General features: G+C 71.2%; 20 protein-coding genes. 6 read left to right on the forward strand and 14 right to left on the reverse strand.

Annotation, left to right across the window (positions count from 1 at the left end; translation table 11 throughout):
• Window positions 1-7 precede the first annotated feature (7 nt).
• From ASE20_RS06430 to ASE20_RS06440, 3 genes are read left to right on the forward strand one after another with little or no spacing between them, the layout of a single operon-like run.
• Window positions 8-667, forward strand: coding sequence for an urease accessory protein UreF (locus tag ASE20_RS06430; RefSeq protein ID WP_056893670.1), 660 nt, complete (start codon window positions 8-10; stop codon window positions 665-667).
• Window positions 660-1,370, forward strand: a complete 711-nt coding sequence (ureG, locus tag ASE20_RS06435) for an urease accessory protein UreG (protein WP_056893671.1) — start codon at window positions 660-662, stop codon at window positions 1,368-1,370. The genes ASE20_RS06430 and ureG overlap by 8 nt, the downstream gene beginning before the upstream one ends.
• Window positions 1,354-2,106 (forward strand): urease accessory protein UreD, encoded by a 753-nt coding sequence (locus tag ASE20_RS06440; protein ID WP_056893672.1) that lies wholly within the window; start codon window positions 1,354-1,356, stop codon window positions 2,104-2,106. The genes ureG and ASE20_RS06440 overlap by 17 nt, the downstream gene beginning before the upstream one ends.
• A gap of 3 nt (window positions 2,107-2,109) precedes the next feature.
• Here the strand turns inward: ASE20_RS06440 and ASE20_RS06445 are convergent, their stop codons facing one another.
• The gene (locus ASE20_RS06445; RefSeq protein WP_056893673.1) at window positions 2,110-3,189 is read right to left on the reverse strand and encodes a substrate-binding domain-containing protein; all 1,080 of its coding nucleotides are present in this window, start codon (window positions 3,187-3,189) and stop codon (window positions 2,110-2,112) included.
• 164 nt (window positions 3,190-3,353) lie between these two features.
• On the opposite strand from ASE20_RS06445, the gene ASE20_RS06450 reads away from it, so the two are divergent.
• Entirely contained in the window at window positions 3,354-3,716 is a 363-nt protein-coding gene (locus ASE20_RS06450) for a MarR family winged helix-turn-helix transcriptional regulator (RefSeq protein WP_056893674.1), read from the forward strand.
• Window positions 3,717-3,751: 35 nt separating this feature from the next.
• Here the strand turns inward: ASE20_RS06450 and ASE20_RS06455 are convergent, their stop codons facing one another.
• From ASE20_RS06455 to pafA, 8 genes are all read right to left on the reverse strand, one after another.
• Window positions 3,752-6,532 (reverse strand): DEAD/DEAH box helicase, encoded by a 2,781-nt coding sequence (locus tag ASE20_RS06455; RefSeq protein WP_056893675.1) that lies wholly within the window; start codon window positions 6,530-6,532, stop codon window positions 3,752-3,754.
• Window positions 6,529-7,398, reverse strand: a complete 870-nt coding sequence (locus ASE20_RS06460; RefSeq protein WP_082612190.1) for a diacylglycerol kinase — start codon at window positions 7,396-7,398, stop codon at window positions 6,529-6,531. The genes ASE20_RS06455 and ASE20_RS06460 overlap by 4 nt, the downstream gene beginning before the upstream one ends.
• Before the next feature lie 14 nt (window positions 7,399-7,412).
• Window positions 7,413-8,180 carry a twin-arginine translocase subunit TatC gene (gene tatC / locus ASE20_RS06465; RefSeq protein WP_225869182.1) on the reverse strand — a complete coding sequence of 256 codons (768 nt, stop codon included), beginning with the start codon at window positions 8,178-8,180 and terminating at the stop codon, window positions 7,413-7,415.
• Window positions 8,181-8,251: 71 nt separating this feature from the next.
• Complete coding sequence (locus ASE20_RS06470) at window positions 8,252-8,518, reverse strand: Sec-independent protein translocase subunit TatA (RefSeq protein ID WP_056893677.1); 267 nt, start codon at window positions 8,516-8,518, stop codon at window positions 8,252-8,254.
• Between the two features lie 57 nt (window positions 8,519-8,575).
• On the reverse strand, window positions 8,576-9,595 hold the full coding sequence (locus ASE20_RS06475) for a helix-turn-helix transcriptional regulator (protein WP_056893678.1): 1,020 nt from the start codon (window positions 9,593-9,595) through the stop codon (window positions 8,576-8,578).
• A gap of 94 nt (window positions 9,596-9,689) precedes the next feature.
• Window positions 9,690-10,652: a helix-turn-helix transcriptional regulator gene (locus tag ASE20_RS06480; protein WP_056893679.1), complete on the reverse strand. Its 963-nt coding sequence runs from the start codon at window positions 10,650-10,652 to the stop codon at window positions 9,690-9,692.
• 23 nt (window positions 10,653-10,675) lie between these two features.
• Entirely contained in the window at window positions 10,676-11,785 is a 1,110-nt protein-coding gene (locus tag ASE20_RS06485; RefSeq protein ID WP_225869195.1) for an FKBP-type peptidyl-prolyl cis-trans isomerase, read from the reverse strand.
• Window positions 11,786-11,835: 50 nt separating this feature from the next.
• Window positions 11,836-13,197 carry a Pup--protein ligase gene (pafA, locus tag ASE20_RS06490; RefSeq protein ID WP_056893681.1) on the reverse strand — a complete coding sequence of 454 codons (1,362 nt, stop codon included), beginning with the start codon at window positions 13,195-13,197 and terminating at the stop codon, window positions 11,836-11,838.
• 44 nt (window positions 13,198-13,241) lie between these two features.
• Here pafA and ASE20_RS06495 point away from each other — a divergent pair, with 44 nt between their 5' ends.
• Window positions 13,242-14,588 carry an FAD-dependent oxidoreductase gene (locus ASE20_RS06495; protein ID WP_056893682.1) on the forward strand — a complete coding sequence of 449 codons (1,347 nt, stop codon included), beginning with the start codon at window positions 13,242-13,244 and terminating at the stop codon, window positions 14,586-14,588.
• 38 nt (window positions 14,589-14,626) lie between these two features.
• On the opposite strand, the gene ASE20_RS06500 is transcribed toward ASE20_RS06495, so the two are convergent.
• The 5 genes from ASE20_RS06500 to dop all read right to left on the reverse strand — a co-directional run bounded on the left by ASE20_RS06500 (window position 14,627) and on the right by dop (window position 19,195).
• Window positions 14,627-15,553, reverse strand: coding sequence for a hypothetical protein (locus ASE20_RS06500; RefSeq protein ID WP_157560748.1), 927 nt, complete (start codon window positions 15,551-15,553; stop codon window positions 14,627-14,629).
• A 210-nt stretch (window positions 15,554-15,763) separates the two neighbouring features.
• A complete protein-coding gene (gene prcA, locus ASE20_RS06505; RefSeq protein ID WP_056893684.1) occupies window positions 15,764-16,561 on the reverse strand; it encodes a proteasome subunit alpha in 798 nt (265 codons plus the stop codon).
• Window positions 16,558-17,412: a proteasome subunit beta gene (gene prcB, locus ASE20_RS06510; RefSeq protein ID WP_056893685.1), complete on the reverse strand. Its 855-nt coding sequence runs from the start codon at window positions 17,410-17,412 to the stop codon at window positions 16,558-16,560. The genes prcA and prcB overlap by 4 nt, the downstream gene beginning before the upstream one ends.
• A gap of 6 nt (window positions 17,413-17,418) precedes the next feature.
• Window positions 17,419-17,616, reverse strand: a complete 198-nt coding sequence (locus ASE20_RS06515; protein ID WP_056893686.1) for a ubiquitin-like protein Pup — start codon at window positions 17,614-17,616, stop codon at window positions 17,419-17,421.
• 70 nt (window positions 17,617-17,686) lie between these two features.
• Window positions 17,687-19,195: a depupylase/deamidase Dop gene (gene dop / locus ASE20_RS06520; protein ID WP_056893687.1), complete on the reverse strand. Its 1,509-nt coding sequence runs from the start codon at window positions 19,193-19,195 to the stop codon at window positions 17,687-17,689.
• 72 nt (window positions 19,196-19,267) lie between these two features.
• Between dop and ASE20_RS06525 the strand changes: the two genes are divergently transcribed.
• Window positions 19,268-20,083, forward strand: coding sequence for a DUF1206 domain-containing protein (locus ASE20_RS06525; protein ID WP_056893688.1), 816 nt, complete (start codon window positions 19,268-19,270; stop codon window positions 20,081-20,083).
• Window positions 20,084-20,203 lie beyond the last annotated feature (120 nt).

Below are 20,203 nucleotides of genomic sequence, written 5' to 3' on the forward strand. Positions count from 1 at the left end.
GACGCGCATGGCCGATCCGGAGCTGCTCGCGATGCTGCTGGCCGACGCGCGCCTGCCCGTCGCGGGGCACACCCAGTCGGGGACGCTCGAGGGCGCCGTGATGGGAGGGCTGTCGGCGGCCGACGTGCCGTCGTACCTGAGGGCGAGGTTGGTGGGCGTGACCCGCGTCGAGGCGGGCACCGCCGTCGCCGCCCGCCGGGCGGTGCTCGACGCCGAGCCGCTCGCCGCAGTCGAGACCGCGTGGGCGGCGCGGACCGTGACACCAGCCGTGCGGGTGGCTTCGCGCACGCAGGCCCGTGCGCTGCTGCGGCTGGCGTCGAGACTGTGGCCCGACGCGGTGCTGCCGCTGGCTCCCCTGCCCGCCCCGAGCCGGTCGGTCGTCCTCGGCGCGCTCGCCGGCGGGCTCGGCCTGGGTGCCGAGTCCCTCGCGCGAGTCGTCGCCTACGACGACGTGCAGACCGTGTGCGCGGCCTCCCTCAAGCTGCTGCCCCTCGACCCGGCGGTCGTCACCGGGTGGGTGGTCGACGCGCTGCCGGGCGTCGAGGAGGTCGTCGCCGCGACCGCCGGAATCAAGGACCCCAGCGAGGTTCCCGCCGTCGCGGCACCCCAGATCGAGGCCTGGGCACACGCCCACGCCCGCACCACCAGGAGGTTGTTCCGTGCATGACCACCACCCCCACGACCACGTCCAGCGACCCCTGCGCCTGGGCGTCTGCGGTCCCGTCGGCACCGGCAAGAGCTCGCTGATCGCACTGCTGTGCCGTGAGCTCTCGGCTCGGCTGAGCCTGGCCGTGGTCACCAACGACATCTACACCGACGAGGACGCCCGGTTCCTGCGCTCGGCGGGCGTGCTGGCCGAGGACCGGATCCGCGCCGTGGAGACGGGAGCCTGCCCCCACACCGCGATCCGCGACGACATCAGCGCCAACCTGATGGAGGTCGAAGCGCTCGAGCAGGACTACCCCGACCTGGACGTGGTCCTCCTGGAGTCCGGCGGCGACAACCTGACGGCGACCTTCTCCCCCGCGCTCGTCGACGCGCAGGTGTTCGTGCTCGACGTCGCCGGCGGGGGCGACGTCGCCCGCAAGGGTGGCCCGGGCATCGAGCGCGCCGACCTGCTCGTCGTGAACAAGACCGACCTGGCGCCGTACGTCGGGGTGGACGTGGTGCAGATGCGCGCCGACGCCGTCGCCGCCCGCGACGGACGACCCGTCGTCGCGCTGTCACGTCACGACCGCGAGAGCATCGACGCGCTGCTCGACTGGGTCCTCGCGGTCCGCTCCGCGCACCAGCACGGCGACCTGGTGCCGGTCGACCCCGGGCCGATGGCACCGCACTTCCACGCCGACGAGCATGCTCACAGCCACTGAGCGCCTGGGCCGCACGCGGATCCGCGTGTCGTCCGGAGCCGGCGGCGCGCGCTGCCAGGTCCGGACCGCCGTCAGCCGCTCGGACGCGACCGCCTCCGCGCTCCGTCCGATGGTCATCGGGCACGACGCGGGCAGGGCGCGGGTCGCACTGGTGCCCGAGGGAGCGCTGCTGCTGGCCGGTGACGCGATCGAAGTCGACGTGACCGTCGACGACGGCCTCGAGCTGGACCTCGTCGAGCCCGGCGGCACGGTCGCCTACGACATGCGCGGCGAGAGCGCCCGGTGGGACGTCCGGATCGCCCTCGGACAGGACGCGAGGCTGACGTGGGCCGGGCAGCCGTTCGTCGTCGCCGAGGGCGCCGACGTCGTCCGCTCGCTGCGCGTCCGGTCCGGCGCCGGCGCCCGGCTGGCCCTGCGCGAGACGCTGGTCCTGGGCCGGTACGGCGAGCAGCCCGGCTCCGTGCGCCAGACGAGCACCGTCCTCGACCCCGCCGGTCAGCCGGTCCTGGTGGAGGACCTGCCGCTCGACGCCGACTCCGCCCCGCTGCTCCTCGGCGGCCACCGGGTCCTGACGAGCGTGCTCGCCCTGCTGCCGGAGCCCGGCGAGACGGCCGACGACGCGGACCGCTACGACCTCGACGCCCCGGACGCCGTGCTGTGGCGCCGCCTCGGGCACCAGGTCCACGACGCAGAGCTCACCGCCGCGTGGCGGCAGGTCTGCGTCCCGGGCAGGTGATCCTCAGTGGACGCGCGCGATCTGCTGCTCGATCCGGAACCCGAGGCCGTCGGCCGCGGCGACGTACACGTCCTGGTCGAGCAGGTTGCCGTCCAGCCGCATCAGGCCGCGGGGGCTGGAGTAGAAGTGCCCGCTGGGCAGCGCGGCGGCCGCATCCACGCTGAGCGAGCCGCAGACCTCGCCCACCCGGGCGAGGAAGGAGATGGCCTCGTAGCAGGACTCCCCCACCGCGTTGAGCGCCGGCGCCCACCGGCCCCACCGGGCGTAGTAGTCGCGCGCCAGCGCCGAGCTCTCGGCGGTGTCCATGCCGTCGAAGTAGGCCGCGGCGGCGTACAGGCCCTCGTTGGCCTCCGCACCCCCGGCGAGCAGGGTGTTCTCCTCGACGGCGGGGCTCAGCCGCGGCAGCGCGGCGGTCAGGCCGGAGCGGGCGAACTGGCGGTTGAAGTGGACGGCGTCCTGGCCCATCAGCAGCATGATCACCCCGTCGACGGGCTGTCGCTCGAGGTCGGCGATGACCGACGCGAAGTCGCTGGTGCCCAGCGGCACGTAGGTCTCGCTGACCACCTCCGATGCCGTGCCCTGCAGCGCGAGACGCGCGGTCGTGCCGGTCACCCGCGGGAAGACGTAGTCGTTGCCGAGGATCGCCCAGCGGCCCACGCCGAGCTCCTCGCGCATCCAGTGCGCCGCGGGCAGCAGCTGGTTGATCGGGCGCTCGCCGATCATGAAGACGCCCGGTGTCGGGTCGCCGCCCTCGTGCATCGCGCCGAAGGCGTAGACGACCCGTCCGCCGACGCGCCGGGTGATCGCCTGGCGCACGGCGGAGATGTGCCAGCCGGCGACCGCTTCGACCCGGCCCGCGTCGACCAGCCGGCCGACGTCCTCCGCGACCACCTCGGGCTCGCGCCCCGCATCCACCACCACGAGCTCGACCCGGCGACCCGTGATCCCGGTGCCCGCGTTGAGCTGTTCCACCGCGAGCTCGCCGCACGCCAGGCAGGACGGCCCGTAGAGGCCGGTCGGCCCCTGCAGCGGCACGACGAACGCCACCGGGAGGACGTCGTCCTGCCGGGCGTCGGGGCGCATGCGGGGCACGGGGACCTCCGTGCGGTCCGGGGCTGCTGCCGCCGGCGACGTTGCGGGCGAGGAGATCAACCGGAGTCTCTGTGGTGACGCCTAGGATAGGGCCGACGCCGCGGCGTGGCAGCGTCGTTCACGCGATTGTGACGAATCCGACCGAGGAGAGCGCCGTGAACCCGTCGAGCGTGGCAGTGCAGGTCCGCCAGGTCGAGGCCCGGCTGCGCCGCGCGCTCCAGCCGATCCTCGACGAGCACGGGCTCACCATGGACCACTGGCGCATCGTCGCGGTGGTGGGCGACGACCCCGGCCTGGCCATGAGCGCGGTCGCGAGCCTCGCCGTCGTCCCTGCTGCCAGCCTGACGCGCCACATGGACAAGCTCGTCGAGCACGGCATCGTCGTGCGCCGCATCGACCCGGCCGACAAGCGCCGCGCCGTCGTCGCGCTGTCCCCGCGGGGTGAGGAGTACGCCGCCCGGCTGCGTGCGGCCGAAAAGGCTGCGGATTGGTCCCAAACCGCAGGCGACACGCCGTAGGAACTGCGGTTTGGGACCAAACCGCAGCCCTTTTCTCAGCCGCCCGCGACGATCCCGCGCCGCAGCAGCTTCACCAGCTCGCGCGCGGTGTCGCGCACCGGCGTGCCGGCAGCAGCGTCGGCGATCTGGCCGGAGAAGTCGATCAGCTGCTTCATCTGGCGCACGAAGTCGCCGGCGGTCTGGTCGTTGCGGGTGATCACCTCGTCGAGGTCCTGGCCCTCGGCCCAGCGCATGGCCGTCCAGGCGAAGCCGCCGTCAGGCTTGCGGAGGAAGTCGAGCCGGTGCTCGCGCTCGAGCCGCTCGAGCTCGCCCCACAGCCGGGTCATGGCGTCGATGGTGATCGCGACGGCACCTCCAGGCACGTTCGGCGGGCCGTCCTCGGGGCGACGGGCCTCGTAGACGAGGGCGGAGAGCACGGCGCCGAGCTGGACGGGACTGAGGTCGTCCCACAGACCGGTGCGCAGCGACTCGGCGGCGACCAGGTCGAGGTCGGAATAGATCCGCATCAGGCCGCGGCCGCGCTCGGTGACCTCGTCCTCGTGAAGGTAGTCGAGCGCCTCCAGCACCTCGCAGACGCGGTCGAAGGTCCGCGCCACGGTGTTGGTACGACGCTCGATGCGCTGCGCCAGCGTCTGGGTGTCCTTCTCCAGCTTGGCGTAGCGCTCGGCCCACCGGGCGTGGTCCTCGCGTTCGGCGCAGCCGTGGCAGGGGTGCTCGCGGATCTGGGCACGGATCGCGGCGATCTGCTGGGCGGTCCCGGCGTCGACCGGCGCCCGCTCGGCCCGCGGACGGGTGGTCGACAGCGGCAGTCCGCGCACGGCCTCGCGGATCATCTGGGCGATGTCCTTGCGCTGCTGCGGGTTGCGGGCGTCGATCCTCCGCGGCAGCCGGATCCGGGCGACCGGTTCGACCGGGGTCGGGAAGTCCATCATCGCCAGCCGTCGGCCCTGCCGCTCGGCGGTGATCACCAGCGGGCGGTGTCCCTTGTCGGACAGGCCGGGGTCGACGATGACCGCCGGGCCCGCGAACTTCCCGGTGGGCACCACGATGATGTCGCCCGGCTGGAGCTTCTCCAGGGAGGCCGCAGCCTCGTCGCGGCGGTCGTCGCGGCGGACCTTGCTCGAGGACTTCTCGAGCTCGGAGACCCGGCGCCGCAGCGCGGCGTACTCCATGAAGTCGCCGAGGTGGCACTGCGCGGCCTCGGCGTACCCGGCGAGGGCGTCCTCGGCCTTGCGCTGTTGGCGGGCGAGGCCGACGACCGCGCGGTCGGCCTGGAACTGTGCGAAGGACTGCTCGAGGAGCTCGCGCGCGCGGTGCCGGCCGTAGGAGTGCACCAGGTTGACCGCCATGTTGTACGACGGCCGGAACGACGAGCGGAGCGGGTAGGTCCGCGTGGACGCCAGCCCGGCGAGCTCGCGCGGGTTCATGCCCGGCTGCCACAGCACGACGGCGTGGCCCTCGATGTCGAGACCGCGGCGGCCGGCCCGGCCGGTGAGCTGGGTGTACTCCCCCGGCGTGATGTCGGCGTGTGTCTCGCCGTTCCACTTGCTCAGCTTCTCCAGGACCACCGTGCGGGCGGGCATGTTGATGCCGAGCGCGAGGGTCTCGGTCGCGAAGACCATCTTGACCAGCCCTCGCAGGTAGAGCTCCTCGACACACTCCTTGAACGCCGGCAGCATCCCGGCGTGGTGGGCCGCGACGCCGCGCGAGGCCGCGTCGAGGAAGTCGTGGTAGCCGAGCACCTGCAGGTCGTCGGAGGGCAGGCCGCCGAGCGTGCGTTCGACGTAGGCGATCGCGGCGTCGCGCTCCTCGGGGGTCGTCAGCCGGAGATTGGCGTCCAGGCACTGCTGGACGGCGGCGTCGCAGCCGGCGCGGCTGAAGATGAAGTCGATCGCCGGGAGGAGGTTCTTGCGCTCCAGCTCGCTGATCACGTCGAGCCGGCTGGGGATCCAGATCCGGCGGCCGTTGCCGACGTTGCGGCTGCCCGGTGAACCCTGACGGCCGCGCGCGCCCTTCGGCGTCCGACGGTCCTTCAGCCGGCTCGACGCCCAGTCGTCACGGGCCAGCTTCATCAGCTCGTCGTTGACGGGAGCGCCCTCGCGGACGAACCCGGCGGCGGCGTCCACGTCGGAGGACGCGAACAGGTCGAGCAGGCGGCGGCCGACCATGACGTGCTGGAACAGCGGGACCGGGCGACGCTCGGCGACGATCGTTCGGGTCGAGCCCCGGACCGTCTCGAGCCACTCGCCGAACTCCTCGGCGTTCGACACCGTCGCGGAGAGGGACACCACCGACACCGACTCGGGCAGGTGGATGATCACCTCCTCCCAGACGGCGCCGCGGGAGCGGTCGGCGAGGTAGTGGACCTCGTCCATGACCACGTAGCCGAGGCCGACCAGGGTGCGGGAGCGCGCGTACAGCATGTTGCGCAGCACCTCGGTCGTCATCACGACGACCGGTGCCTCGCCGTTGATCGTGGTGTCGCCGGTCAGCAGGCCGACCCGGTCGGCGCCGTACCGGTCGACGAGGTCGTTGTACTTCTGGTTCGAGAGCGCCTTGATCGGCGTCGTGTAGAAGCACTTGCGGCCGGTCTCGAGTGCCATGTGCACCGCGAACTCGCCCACGACCGTCTTGCCGGCGCCGGTCGGTGCGGCGACCAGCACGCCGTCGCCGTCCTCGACCGCCTTGCAGCCCTCGACCTGGAACTCGTCGAGCGGGAAGGAGAAGCTGGCCGCGAAGTCACGGAAGACCGGGTGTCCCTTGTCGCGCCGGTACGACGAGTAGCGCTCCGCCGCGCTCGGCTCCTGTTCGCTCATGCGCGCACCCGCACGGCGGACGGGACGACCTCGACGGTCAGGGGCAGCGGGCCGAAGCGCTCGCCGTCGGCGTACCCGACGATGCCGGGGGCCGCGACGCTCACGCGGCGCACGCGGTGATGCTCGTACTGCGGGTGGTTCACGTGGCTCCCGTCGAACAGCTTGGGGAAGGTCTTGAGCAGCTCGACCCGGCTGACCGGCTTGATCAGCACCAGGTCCAGCAGGCCGTCGTCGAGCTCGGCGCCGTGCGTGATCCGCAGGCCCCCGCCGAAGGAGGGGCCGTTGCCGACCGCGACCAGCATCGCCTCGACCTGCCGCTCCACCCCGTCCAGCTCGAGGGTGTAGCGCAGCGGCTTGAAGGTCCGCAGCTCGGCGATGGTCGCGAGGTTGTAGCGCATCTGGCCTCGCGGCCAGCGCATCCGGTTGGCGCGCTCGTTGACCACGGCGTCGAAGCCGGCAGCCAGGACGCCGCCGAAGTAGCGTTCGCCGATCCGGGCCAGGTCGATGGTGCGGGTCGGACCGTGCACGATGCGGCCGGCCGCCGCGGCACCGTCACCCAGCGGCAGGTCGAAGTACCGGGCGAAGTCGTTGCCCGTGCCGGCCGGCAGGATGCCCAGCGGTACGCCGGAGCCGGCCAGCGCCTGCAACGCGATGTTGACCATCCCGTCGCCTCCGCACACGGCCAGCACGTCGGGCTGCTCGGCCACCGCCACCCGAGCGAGGTCGAGCGCCTCCTCGGCGCTGCGGCTCGTCAGCGACGTCGTCTGCCACCCGGCGCCGTGGAAGCGCGGCAGCGCCTCGTCACGCATCCGCGCAGCACGTCCCTTGCCCGAGGTCGGGTTGGTGAGGACGACGACGCGAGGCACAGGCTGAAGGTTAGTCAGATCTCGCTGAGCTCGTCGGGCGAGAGGCCCGCGTTGACGCCCTTCTTCGCCCGACGCCGGTCGTTGCCGCGTGCGATGACCTCGGAGATCAGGAACAGGATCACCATCGGCACGGCCATGAAGCTCATCGTGAACGGGTCCCCCGACGGCGTGATGACCGCAGCGAAGACGAAGGTCCCGATGATCATCCACGGCCGGTGCGCGCCCAGTGTCTTGCCCTTGAGCACGCCCGCCATGTTGAGCAGCACGACGAAGACCGGGATCTCGAAGGCGATGCCGAACCCGAGCAGGGTGCGGCTGAAGAACGTCAGGTAGTCGTTGAACTCGACGAGGTTGGTGAGATCGCCCGGTGTGAAGCCGATCAGGATCTCCAGTCCCTTTGGGAGGGTGAGATACCCGAGGGCGATCCCGAACAGGAACAGCGGTCCGGCGATGACAGCGAAGATCGCCGTCCACTTCTTCTCCTGCGAGTGCAGGCCCGGGAGGATGAAGGCCCAGATCTGGTAGAGCCAGATCGGGCTCGTCCCGACCAGCGCGGCAAGACCACACAGCTTCAGGTAGAGCAGGAAGCCGCCGGCAGCACCGTTCGTCGTCGCGACCGTGCGGTCCTCACCCAGAGCCTGTCGGGCCTGTTGGTAGGGATCGTTGACGATCTCGAAGATCGGTTCGAAGAAGAAGAGCGCGATGACGAATCCGACGACGACCGCGAAGGTGGCCTTGAGGATCCGCGCGCGCAGTTCCCGAAGGTGATCGGACAGCGCCATCCGGCCGTCGTCACCGACGGCATGGACGGGGCTTCCGACGAAGAGCTTGAGAAGTCCCGTGAACGCCAAGGTCAGGCGTTGTTCTCGCGACGCTCGTCGACGATCTCGCCCTCGGCGATCTCGTCGGAAGCGTTGAGCTGGCTCGGCTGGGCCGGGGCGGCGGGCTTCTTGTCGTCCTCGTCGTCACGCAGGCCCTTGGTCTCGGCCTTGAAGATGCGCAGCGCCTGGCCGGTGCCGCGAGCGAGGTCGGGAAGCTTGGCTGCTCCGAAGACCAGGATCACGATCGCCAGGATGATGAGCCACTCGGCTCCCTGGGGCATTCCGATCAGGGGAAACATCGGCGGGACCAACTCTCGTCATGGGGTGATGAGGAACGACTCCATGCTACGCCCTCCTCAGTCGTAGAGGCTGAGGGTCTCCTGTGCACGGGCGATGAACACCTCGGTGATTCCCGCCGGTCGGACCACCTCGGCGTACGGCGCCAGCCGCATCAGCAGCCGGGTGAGCCAGGTGCGGTCGACCACCACGAGGTCCACCTCGGCCGTACCGTCCGGGTCGATCCGGACGTCCTTGACCGGGTAGTACTCGGTCGCCCAGCGGGCCTCCGGGGCGAGCCGGAGGGTGACCACGACGTCGTCGGGGCCCTCCACGTCGGTGAACAGCCCGCTGCTGAGGTCGCGCGGCGGCTGCGGGTCCGTCGCCACCTCGGCGTCGAGGACCTCCAGCTTGGTGATCCGGTCGAGGCGGAACAGGCGCTCCCCCTCGGCCCGGTGGCACCAGGCGTCGAGGTAGCTGAACACGCCGTGGCTGACCACGCCACGCGGGTCGACGACCCGGTCGGACTCCTCGTCGCGGGAGGGGACGTAGTAGGTCAGCCGAACCTGCTTGCCGGCCGCGACCGCGTCGTTGAGCTCGCGCGTGCGGTCGGCGATCGCGACCTGCTCCACGTCGCGGGGGGACGGCGTGACGTCGACGTGGGCGGCCGCGGTCGTCGCCACCGCACCCTCGAGCTTCTCCAGCACCCGGCCGACCAGCGCGCGGGTCTCCCCCGTCGAGGTGTCGCGCAGCATCCGCAGCGCCACGATGATCGCCGATGCCTCGGTGGCGCTCAGCCGCAGCGGGCGCTGGAGGTAGTCGGCGTTCTCGACCCGGATCACGCCCTCGGTGATCGCGCTGCCCTGCTCGGTCTGGATCGCGTCGAGGTCGACGTCGATCAGGTCGCCCGGCAACCCGCCCGGCAGGCCGCACATGAACAGCACCTTGAGGTCGCGCAGCACCTGGTCGGAGCTGGTGCCGAGCAGCTGTGCGGCGTCGTCGAGACGGACGCCGTCGCGGTGGTGGAGGAAGGGCACCAGGGTGAGCAGGCGCGCGACCTGGTCGCGGGCGCCCGACGCGACCGGGGCGGGCCGGCTCATCGAACGCCTCCACGACCCCGCCGACTGGGCACGAACTGCATCCCCCGGGGCTGATTTGTTGCGGTTTGGGACCAAACCGCATGCCTTCCGGTGCTCACGCCACCACCTGCTCGAGACGCTCGATGACGCGGCGTCGTACCGGTTCGGGCTCGAGGAGCACCACGTCGGACCCGTGGGCGAGCACCTCGTCAGCCAGGCCCATCGCCGGGCGCAGCAGCTCGACACGGTCCCAGCGGGACACCTCGTCGGGACCTGGTACGCCGACCTCGACCCGCGCCGCGGAGCGACGGAAGCCGTGGCCGGCGCCCTCCCGCACCAGCAGCACGGCGTGCTCGGTGGGGGTGGGCGGCGCCATCCGGCGCGCGATCGCGCGGACGTCGGTGTCCGGCGGGACCTCGTAGGCGCCCGGAGGACCGACCAGCCGGACGTCGCCCTGCACGCGCGAGAGCCGGAACACCCGCTCGGCGTCACGCTCACGGTCGTGGCCGACGACGTACCAGCGGCCGGCGTAGCGGACCACGCCCCACGGCTGGACGTGGCGGGTACGCGGAGCATCGGTGCCGGGACGCTGGTAGTCGAACTCGATCGCCATGCGCTCGCAGACCGCGAGCCAGCAGGTCTCGAACGCCGGCTCCTCCGCGGTCAACAGCGGCTGGGCGATGTCGAGGGCGTCGAGGTCGACGTCGATGCCCGCGGCCGACAGCTTGCGGACGGCGTCCGAGGTGGCCTGGGCCATCGTGGCGTGCTGCCAGACGCGGGAGGCGAGCCCGACGACCGCGGCCTCCTCGGGCGTCAGCTCGATGTCGGGGAGCGCGAACGCCTCCGGCGGGATGCGGTAGCCCACCTCGTCGTCGAACAACGGGTCGACAGCCGCCACGTCCACGGGCACGCCGAGGCTGCGCAACTCGTCCTTGTCGCGCTCGAACATCTTCTCGAAGGCGTCCGGTCGCGAGTCCGGGTACAGCAACTCGCGGATCCGCTCCTTGGCGATCGGGCGCCGCTGCACGAGCAGCATGATGAGCAGGTTGAGCAGGCGCTCGCTCTTGGGTGCGGGCATGGGTCGATTCTGCCCTGCCGGGGCTACTCCGACGGGGTGGAGGACGGCGTGCCGGACGGGCTGCTGGACGGGCTGCTGGACGGCGAGCCCGACGGCGACGGCGTCTCCGTCGGGACCTCGACCGGCTTCACGTCAGCGGCGTCCAGGATGTCGACGACGAAGTAGAGCGTCGAGTTGGCCGGGATGCCGTCCTGGGCCTTCTTGCCGTAGCCCAGCGCCGGCGGGATCTGGAGCAGGACGCGGCTGCCGACCGGCAGGCCGACCAGGCCCTGGGACCAGCCCTTCACGACCGACGCCTGCGCGCCGCCGATGATGGCCTCCAGGCCACGGCCGGTGCTGTAGCTCTCGTCGAAGGGCTTCTTGCCCTTCGGGATCTGGCCGAGGTAGCTGGCGAGGATCTTCTGGCCGCTCTTCACGACCGGACCGCTGCCCTTGACCAGGGTCGAGACCAGCAGCTTTCCGGTCGGCGCCGGGGTGCCGGCGAAGTCGAGGCTCGACGGCACGCCACTCTTCTCGACGATCTTGGGCGCCCAGGCAGGCGCGGCCTGCTCGGCGCCGACCGGACCCGCCTTGGCCGTCAGGTCGGCGACGACCAGCAGGCCGTCCTCGTTGCCGATGTCCATCGACGCCATCGCCTGCTGGACGGTGCCGTTGCCGATGTAGTCGCCGAAGAGGTCGTCGCTCCCGACCGTGACGGCGATCCGGCTGCCGACCTTCTGACCCGCCTTGATCGCGTCGGCCACGCCCTGGGTGAGGACGTCGGCAACGCTCTGCGGCTCGCCACCCGCGCCGACCTTGACCAGCGCGCCGACGTTGTAGTCCTTGCCGTCGTCGTCGAGGTACGTCGTGTAGTTGATCTTGTGCGTGTAGCCGTTGGCGATCGTGAAGTTCATCAGCACGACGTCGCCCTTGGCGATCTCGTCGCCGTCGCCCTCGGTGATCACCTTGGTGTCCGCCTTGCCGGCGGCCAGCGTGCCCTTCCAGTCGATCTTGGGGGCCTCGCCGACGTCACCGCTGACGGAGACGGCGTCGAAGCCCTTGAGCTCGGAGTCGTCGCTCCCGCAGGCGGCCAGCCCCAGGGAGGCGGGCAGCAGGGCGGTGACGAGAAGGGTCGCAGGACGTCGCAGGCGCATCAGCACGCGCAAACCTTACCCAGAGGCCCTGAGCTGCGGACGAGGACGGGTCACATCCCGTCGATGAGGCGCTGCACGCGCTCGTCGTAGGCCCGGAAGGGGTCCTTGCACAGCACCGTGCGCTGGGCCTGGTCGTTGAGCTTGAGGTGGACCCAGTCGACGGTGAAGTCGCGGCGGCGCTCCTGCGCCTTGCGGATGAACTCACCGCGCAGGCGGGCGCGGGTGTTCTGCGGCGGGACCGACTTGGCCTCGAAGATCTTGAGGTCGTTGGTGACCCGCGCGACGGCCCCGCGCTTCTCGAGGAGGTAGTAGAGACCACGGTTGCGGTGGATGTCGTGGTACGCGAGGTCCAGCTGCGCGACCCTGGGGTGGCTCATCGGCAGGCCGTTCTTGGCGCGGTAGCGGTCGATCAGCTTCCACTTGATGACCCAGTCGATCTCGCGGTCGACCAGGCCGAGGTCGTCGGCCTCGACGGCCTTCAGGGTCCGCTCCCACAGGTCGAGGGAGCGCTCGATGACCGGGGTGGAGATGCCCCGCCGGTCGACGAAGTCCCTGGCCTTGGTGAGGTACTCGCCCTGGATGTCGAGGGCGCTGGCCTCGCGGCCGTTGGCGAGGCGGATCTTGCGCCGGCCGGTGACGTCGTGCGAGATCTCGCGGATGGCCCGGATCGGGTTCTCCATCGTGAGGTCGCGCATCACCACGCCCTCCTCGATCATCCGCAGCACCAGGTCGCAGGAGGCGACCTTGAGCATGGTCGTCGTCTCGCTCATGTTGGAGTCGCCCACGATGACGTGGAGACGGCGGTATTTCTCGGCGTCGGCGTGCGGCTCGTCGCGGGTGTTGATGATCGGTCGGCTCCGGGTGGTCGCACTGGAGACGCCCTCCCAGATGTGCTCGGCGCGCTGGCTGACGGCGTAGCTGGTGCCGCGCGGCGTCTGGGTGACCTTGCCGGCACCGACGATGATCTGGCGGGTCACCAGGAACGGGATGAGCACGTCGGCGAGCCGGCTGAACTCGCCCGCCCGGCTCACGAGGTAGTTCTCGTGGCAGCCGTAGGAGTTGCCGGCCGAGTCGGTGTTGTTCTTGAACAGGTAGATGTCGCCGGCGATGCCCTCGTCGTGCAGCCGCTGCTCGGCGTCGAGCAGCAGACCCTCGAGGACCCGCTCCCCCGCCTTGTCGTGGGTCACCAGCTCGGTGACGTCGTCGCACTCGGGCGTGGCGTACTCCGGGTGGCTGCCCACGTCGAGGTACAGCCGGGCGCCGTTGCGCAGGAAGACGTTGCTGGACCTGCCCCAGCTCACGACCTTGCGGAACAGGTAGCGCGCGACCTCGTCCGGGCTGAGCCTGCGCTGTCCGCGGAACGTGCACGTGACGCCGTACTCGTTCTCGATACCGAAGATGCGCCGGTCCATACAGGCACATTACTGGCCACGGCGGCATCGGGTACCGGACGCGCATGAACACGCCACCGAAGTCTGACCGTTCGTACGACGTCGCCGTGGTCGGCGGCGGCATCGCAGGGCTGACCACGGCCCTCCTGCTGGCCCGCGGCGGCCGTGCCGTCGTCGTCCTCGAGGCCCGCGAGGTCGGGGCCGGGACCACCGGGCGCAGCACCGGAAAGGTCAGCCTGTTGCAGGGCACCAAGCTCGCCCGGGCGTCCCGGACCAACCCTCCGGAGGCGGTCCACCGCTACGTCGAGGCGGGGCGCGAGGGCCAGGCGTGGCTGCGGCACTTCTGCGCGACGCACGGCCTGCCGGTCGACGGCCGCGACGCGACGACCTACGCGGTGACGGAGACAGGCGAGCGTCGCGCGCGCCGGGAGCTGGAGGTCGCCCGGGCAGCCGGCCTGGACGTCGGGTGGGTCGCCGAGACCGAGCTCCCGTTCCCGGTGCGCGGCGCGGTGCGGCTGGCCGACCAGTTCCAGGTCGACCCGGCGGCCGTCGTCCGCGCGTTGCGTGCCGACGTGGAGGCGGCGGGAGGCGTCGTACGCGAGCACGCCCGCGTCCGGTCCGTCGACCACCACGACGACGGAGTGCGGCTGCGCCTCACCGACGGCGAGGTCCGCTGCGGCGTCGCGGTCATCGCCACCAACCAGCCGATCGGCCTGCGCGGTCTCTTCTTCGCGCGTTTGACGGCCCAGCGCTCCTACGCCGCCACGCTCACCTCTCCGTGGATCCCTGAGGGCATGCACCTGTCCGCCGACGACGAGGTCCGGTCCCTGCGCTCGGTCCACGAGGATGGCGCCGACCTGCTGATGGTCGGCGGTTCCGGGCACGTGACCGGCCGCGGCTCCGCGCCCGCCCACCGCGACGCGCTGCTCGACTGGGCAGTGACCACCTTCGCCGGGGCCGAGGTCCGTCGAGCCTGGTCGGCGCAGGACCAGTCCCCCGCCTCCGGCCTGCCGTACGTCGGTCCGGTCGTGCCCGGCGACCACCGCATCCAGGTCGTCACCGGCTTCGACAAGTGGGGCCTGAGCACGGCACCGGCGGCAGCCCTCCTCCTCGCGGCCGACCTGCTCGACGGCACTCCCCCGTCCTGGGGCACCGCCCTCCGCAGCTGGACCCCACGCCAGGCACTCGCCGCCGGCCGTGCGGCGCTGGCCAACGCGGAGGTCGGCTGGCAGATGGCCTGCGGGCACGCCCAGCGCCTGCTCCGCCACGACCAGCGCCCCCTGTGCACCCACCTGGGCGGGGTGCTCGCCTGGAACGACGCCGAACAGTCGTGGGACTGTCCCCTGCACGGCTCGCGCTTCGGCACCGACGGAGAGGTTCTCGACGGTCCCGCGACGCGGGCCCTCGGGTGATGCGGTTTGGTCCCAAACCGCAACATTCCGAGCCGACTTCATGCAGTTCGTGCCCAATCGGTGGAGTCGGTGGAGCGGTACCACCGATTCATGACGCGCGAGCGTCCCGACTCCGAGTAGAGCGAGTCACCGATGAGAGTTCGCCACGCTCGAAGTCGCTGGGTTCGATGGGGACGGTCGAGGAGACGGTCCAACTCGTGCATGAGGGTCGCTGGGTGGTTCAGCAGGTCATCGAGCGTGAAGCCGCGGCGGACGTACGGCGTGGCCGACAGGGCTCGTTCACGCCGCAGGTCCCGGCGGTGCGCCGTCTTGTCGCGGTGGATCTCGCCGTCGTACTCGTGGAGGCTGGTCGTACCCACGACCACCAGGTCAGCGCGGCAGAGGAACAGCCCGTCGTCGTCGAAGATCTCGACCTGTGACCTGGTCGCCACCTGCATGACCTGATGGAACTTGTGCAGGATGGTCTCGCCTGGAGACTCCGACCTTGGATTGCGGCGCTCCCACGCCCTCCGGAGCACGCTCGTGCCAGGGCGCTTCGAGGAGAGCACTTCCTGGATCGCGTCCTCGTCGACGTCATTCAGGCGCACTGCAGACTCCACCATGATCGCGAGGTCCAGCTCACCGAGGTCGCGCGCTGCGCGGAGGAGGATCTCCGCCGGCGCGTCGACTCGCAGCCCGTGGACCAGGTCCACGTCCGAATCGTGGGTGAGCCGCGAGCAGATGAGGCCCGGGCGTCGCGGCCGGTTGTCCGTTCGCACGGCGGCGAAGAACGGTGTCTTCTCCGGTAGCGCCGGCAGGTCCCAACCGCGCAACCGCGCCGCGGTGACGTGGGTGTACGCCGCATCGTCGGGCAACACCAGGCGCAGTGCGCCGAGGTCGCGCAGGAAGTTGTCCCACGGGCTCAGCTCGGGGGTCGCCACCCGGTAGAGACCGTGCAGGACACGTTGGTGCCCGACAGCGCGCACCTCGCCTCGGATTGCACCATCGGGCCCGATCTCCATGCCCGAACGTTCGCCGAGACACGTCGCCCACGCAAGGCCGATCCGGAGACCTGTGGAAAGGGCGGGTCCTGAGCCCGCGACGAGTCTGCCGATTGGGCGAAGACCGCAGTTCGCAGGCTCGGTTTGTTGCGGTTTGGGACCAAACCGCAACAAACCGGAGCAGGCGCGGACGGGCTACAGCGGGGGTGCGACGGGGGGTTCGGCGGGGCCGCCGTTGGCCGGGGTCTCGGAGGTGTGGGTCTCCGGAGCGGCCTCGGCGGGTCCGCGCTCGCCGAGCAGCTCGGCGAGGCGGGTGGGGAGGATCCGGCGGAACTTCCGCGGCTGGGTGCGCGTGCGGTCCAGCACGGCGACCTCGAGGTCCTCGACCGGGATGACCCGGTCCTGGACCTGACCGCCGTCGGCGCTGTGGCCGAGGGCGGCGACAGCGACCTTCAGCGCACCGGCCAGGTCGGCACCGTCGGCGTAGTTCTCCTTCAGGTACGACGACACCGTGTCCGCGTCGCCGCCCATCACCGCATAGCCGTGCTCGTCGGCCACCCGGCCCTCGTAGGTGAGGCGGTAGATCTGGTCGTCGGCGCTGGTCTCGCCGATCTCGGCGACGAAGATCTCGACCTCGTAGGGCTTCTCGCCACCCGAGGAGAAGATCGTGCCGAGGGTCTGCGCGTAGGCGTTGGCAAGGCCGCGGCCGGTCACGTCCCGGCGGTCGTAGGAGTAGCCACGCATGTCGGCGAGGCGGACGCCGGCGATGCGCAGGTTCTCGAACTCGTTGTAGCGGCCGACCGCGGCGAAGGCGAGCCGGTCGTAGAGCTCGGAGACCTTGTGCAATGCCTGCGACGGGTTCTCGGTGACCAGCAGGACGCCGTCGGCGTACTGGACGGCGACGAGGGAGCGGCCGCGCGCGATGCCCTTGCGGGCGAAGTCCGCCCGGTCCTTCATCAACTGCTCGGGCGAGACGTAGAACGGGGTGCTCATGCCTGGGCCTCCTCTCCACCGCCGGGCAAGGGGGCGACCGGTCCGTCGGGCCTCACCATCCGGGCGCCGACCAACTGGTCGGCGAGGGCGCCGAGGGTGTCCTCGGACATCCGCGTCGCGCCGTCGGCGGTGACCACCCACACGACCGGGAAGATCCGGCGGGTCAGGTCCGGGCCACCCGTCGCCGAGTCGTCGTCGGCGGCGTCGTAGAGGGCCTGGAGGCAGACGCGGACGGCATCGTCCTGGCTCAGGTCGTCGCGATAGAGCTTCTTCAGCGCACCGCGGGCGAACAGGGAGCCGGAGCCGACGGTGAAGAAGGCGCTCTCCTCGTGGCGGCCGCCGGTCACGTCGTAGCCGAAGATCCGGCCGACGCCGCGGTCCGGGTCGAAGCCCGCGAACATCGGCACGACGGCAAGGCCCTGCATCGCCATCCCGAGGTTGGCGCGGATCAGCGCCGAGAGCCGGTTCGCCTTGCCGTCGAGGGACAGCAGCGTGCCCTCGATCTTCTCGTAGTGCTCGAGCTCCACCTGGAACAGGCGGACCATCTCGACCGCGAGGCCGGCGGTGCCGGCGATGCCGACCACGGAGTACTCGTCGGCAGGGAAGACCTTCTCGATGTCGCGCTGGGCGATGACGTTGCCCATCGTGGCGCGGCGGTCGCCCGCCATCACCAGGCCGCCCGGGAAGGTGGCCGCGACGATGGTGGTGCCGTGCGGGGCGAGCTCGGCGGCGCTGCCGGCGGGCAGCGAGCGGCGCGCGGGAAGCAGGTCAGGGGCGTTCTCGGCGAGGAAGTCGCTGAACGAGGAGGTGCCCGGGCGCAGGAAGGCACCCGGGATGCGCGCGTCGTTCATGGGCGCCTACTCGCCGCCCTTCTGGATGAACGACTTCACGAAGTCCTCGGCGTTGGACTCGAGGACGTCGTCGATCTCGTCGAGGATCGCGTCCACGTCCTCGTCGAGCGACTCCTTGCGCTCCGCGACGTCGGACTCGGTGGCGACGTCGGTCGTCTCCTCGGTCTCGTCCGCCTTGCGCGGCTGCTTCTGCTCCTGGGCCATGCCACAACCCTATCCACTCGATGGCTGTCCGCGAGTGAGTTGTCAGGTCACGGTTTGGTCAGCCGCCGCGTCAGCGGCTGAGGGCCCGGACGAGCTGCTCGGCGGTCTCGCACGAGTCGATCAGGTCGCCGACGTGCGCCTTCGTGCCGCGCAGCGGGTCGATCGTCGGTACTCGCTGCAGCGACTCGCGGCCGGGCAGGTCGAAGATGACCGAGTCCCAGGACGCGGCGGCGATGTCGGAGGCGTACTTCTCCAGGCAGCGACCCCGGAAGTAGGCACGCGTCGCCTCCGGCGGGTTGGTCATCGCGGTGTCGACCTCGTCGTCGGTGAGCAGGCGCTGGATCCGGCCGGCCTTCACCAACCGGTGGTAGAGCCCCTTCTCCGGACGGATGTCGGAGTACTGGTAGTCGATCAGCTGCAGCTTGGCGTCGTCCCAGGCCAGGCCGTCACGAGAGCGGTACTGCTCGAGCAGCTTGAGCTTGGCCACCCAGTCGAGCTGGTCGGCCAGCGACATCGGGTCGGTCTCCAGCCGGTTCAGCACGTCCTCCCAGCGGGCGAGCACGTCGACGGTCTGCGGGTCGGCATCGGCGCCGTAGCGGTCCTCGACGTACTTCTTCGCGAGGTCGAGGTACTCCAGCTGGAGCTGGATGCCGGTCAGGTGGCGTCCGTCGGCGAGGGTCACCTCGTGGCGCAGCGTCGGGTCGTGCGAGACCGCGCGCAGCGACGCCACCGGCATGTCGACCGACAGGTCACGGGAGATGAACCGGTCCTCGATCATCGCCAGGACCAGCGAGGTCGTGCCGACCTTGAGGTACGTCGCGATCTCGGACAGGTTCGCGTCGCCGATGATCACGTGCAGGCGGCGGTACTTCTCGGGGTCGGCGTGCGGCTCGTCACGGGTGTTGATGATCGGCCGCTTAAGAGTGGTCTCCAACCCCACCTCGACCTCGAAGAAGTCGGCGCGCTGGCTGATCTGGAAGCCCTCGTGGCGCCCGTCCTGGCCCTTGCCGACACGGCCGGCGCCGGTGATCACCTGGCGGCTCACGAAGAACGGCGTCAGGTGCCGGACGATGTCGGCGAAGGACGTCGAGCGCCGCATCAGGTAGTTCTCGTGGGCGCCGTACGACGCCCCCTTGTTGTCGGTGTTGTTCTTGTAGAGGACGATCTGCGGATTGCCGGGGAGGTTCTGCGCGAGGCGCGCGGCGTCGAGCATCACCTGCTCCCCCGCCTTGTCCCACCGGACGATGTCGAGCGGTGAGACGACCTCCGGGGTGGAGTACTCCGGGTGAGCGTGGTCGACGTACAGCCGCGCACCGTTGGTCAGGATCACGTTCGCGAGTCCCAGGTCCTCGTCGGTGAGTTGCGTCGGGTCCGCAATCTGGCGCGCCATGTCGAAGCCGCGGGCGTCGCGCAGCGGCGACTCCTCCTCGAAGTCCCAGCGGGCCCGCCGCGCCCGGACGGTGGCCGTCGCGTACGCGTTGACGACCTGGGACGAGGCGACCATCGGGTTGGCGGTCGGATGCCCCTGGACCGAGATGCCGTACTCGACCTCGGTGCCCATCACTCGGCGCACGCTCATGCCTCCAGCCTACGGCTCCGTCCTCAGGATGGGTCCGCCCCGCGCGGGTAGTGCAGGCTGACAGGAGGAACCATGGCGGCCACGGGGGATGCAGCGGAGCAGGCTGCCCAGGAGGCGCGCGACCACCCGGTTCTCGACGGGATGGCGCGGGCAGGGTTCGTCGTCTACGGAATCGTCTACGTCCTCATCGGCTGGCTCGCCGCTCAGCTGGCGCTCGGTCACCCCGCCGGCTCAGCCTCGGGCTCGGGCGCCCTGGAGGAGATCGCGCAGAAACCACTCGGCGCGATCGCGCTGTGGCTCTCCGCGGCGGGCCTGGGTGCACTCGCCCTGTGGCAGGTGTGCCAGGCCGTCGCCGGGCACCGCGACGAGGACGGTTGGCGCCGGGGCGCTGCCCGGATCGGCTCCTCCAGCCGGGCGGTCGTGTTCTGCGCCCTGGGGGTCACCTCGGTCCGCACGGCCCTGGGCGACGGCGGCGGCTCGGGCGGGGGGAGCACGGGAGCGGTGATGCGCCAGCCGTGGGGGCCGGCGCTGGTACTGGCCGTCGCGGTCGTCCTGCTCGTGATCGCTGGCACGAGCGCCTGGCGCGGGGCGACCGACCGGTGGCGCAAGGACCTCGAGGCGGGAGGCAGGACCGGTGATGTCGGCCGGGTCGTCCAGGTCGTGGCGCGCGCCGGCCACCTGAGCCGCGCCGTCGCGTTCGCCGTCCTGGCGTTCCTGGTGGCGCGGGCGGCCCTGGAGCACGACAGCCGCCAACTCGGCCTCGACCAGGCGATCGTGCGCTTCCGCGACGAGCCGCTCGGCCCGGCGCTCATCCTGGTGATCGCCGCCGGGCTGGCCTGCTACGGCGTGTTCCACCTGGTGCGCGCGGCCTACCTGCGAGCGGCCTGACGCCGACCGGAGACGAGTCGGGCCCCGCACCAGCGCGTGGTGCGGCGCCCGACGTACGACGTCGTGACGTCAGCGCGACTTGGCGACCTTCACCGCAGCGGTGACACCGAGGGCGACGAG

The organism is Nocardioides sp. Root240, assembly GCF_001428825.1.
In the GTDB taxonomy this organism is placed as follows: Bacteria; Actinomycetota; Actinomycetes; order Propionibacteriales; family Nocardioidaceae; genus Nocardioides.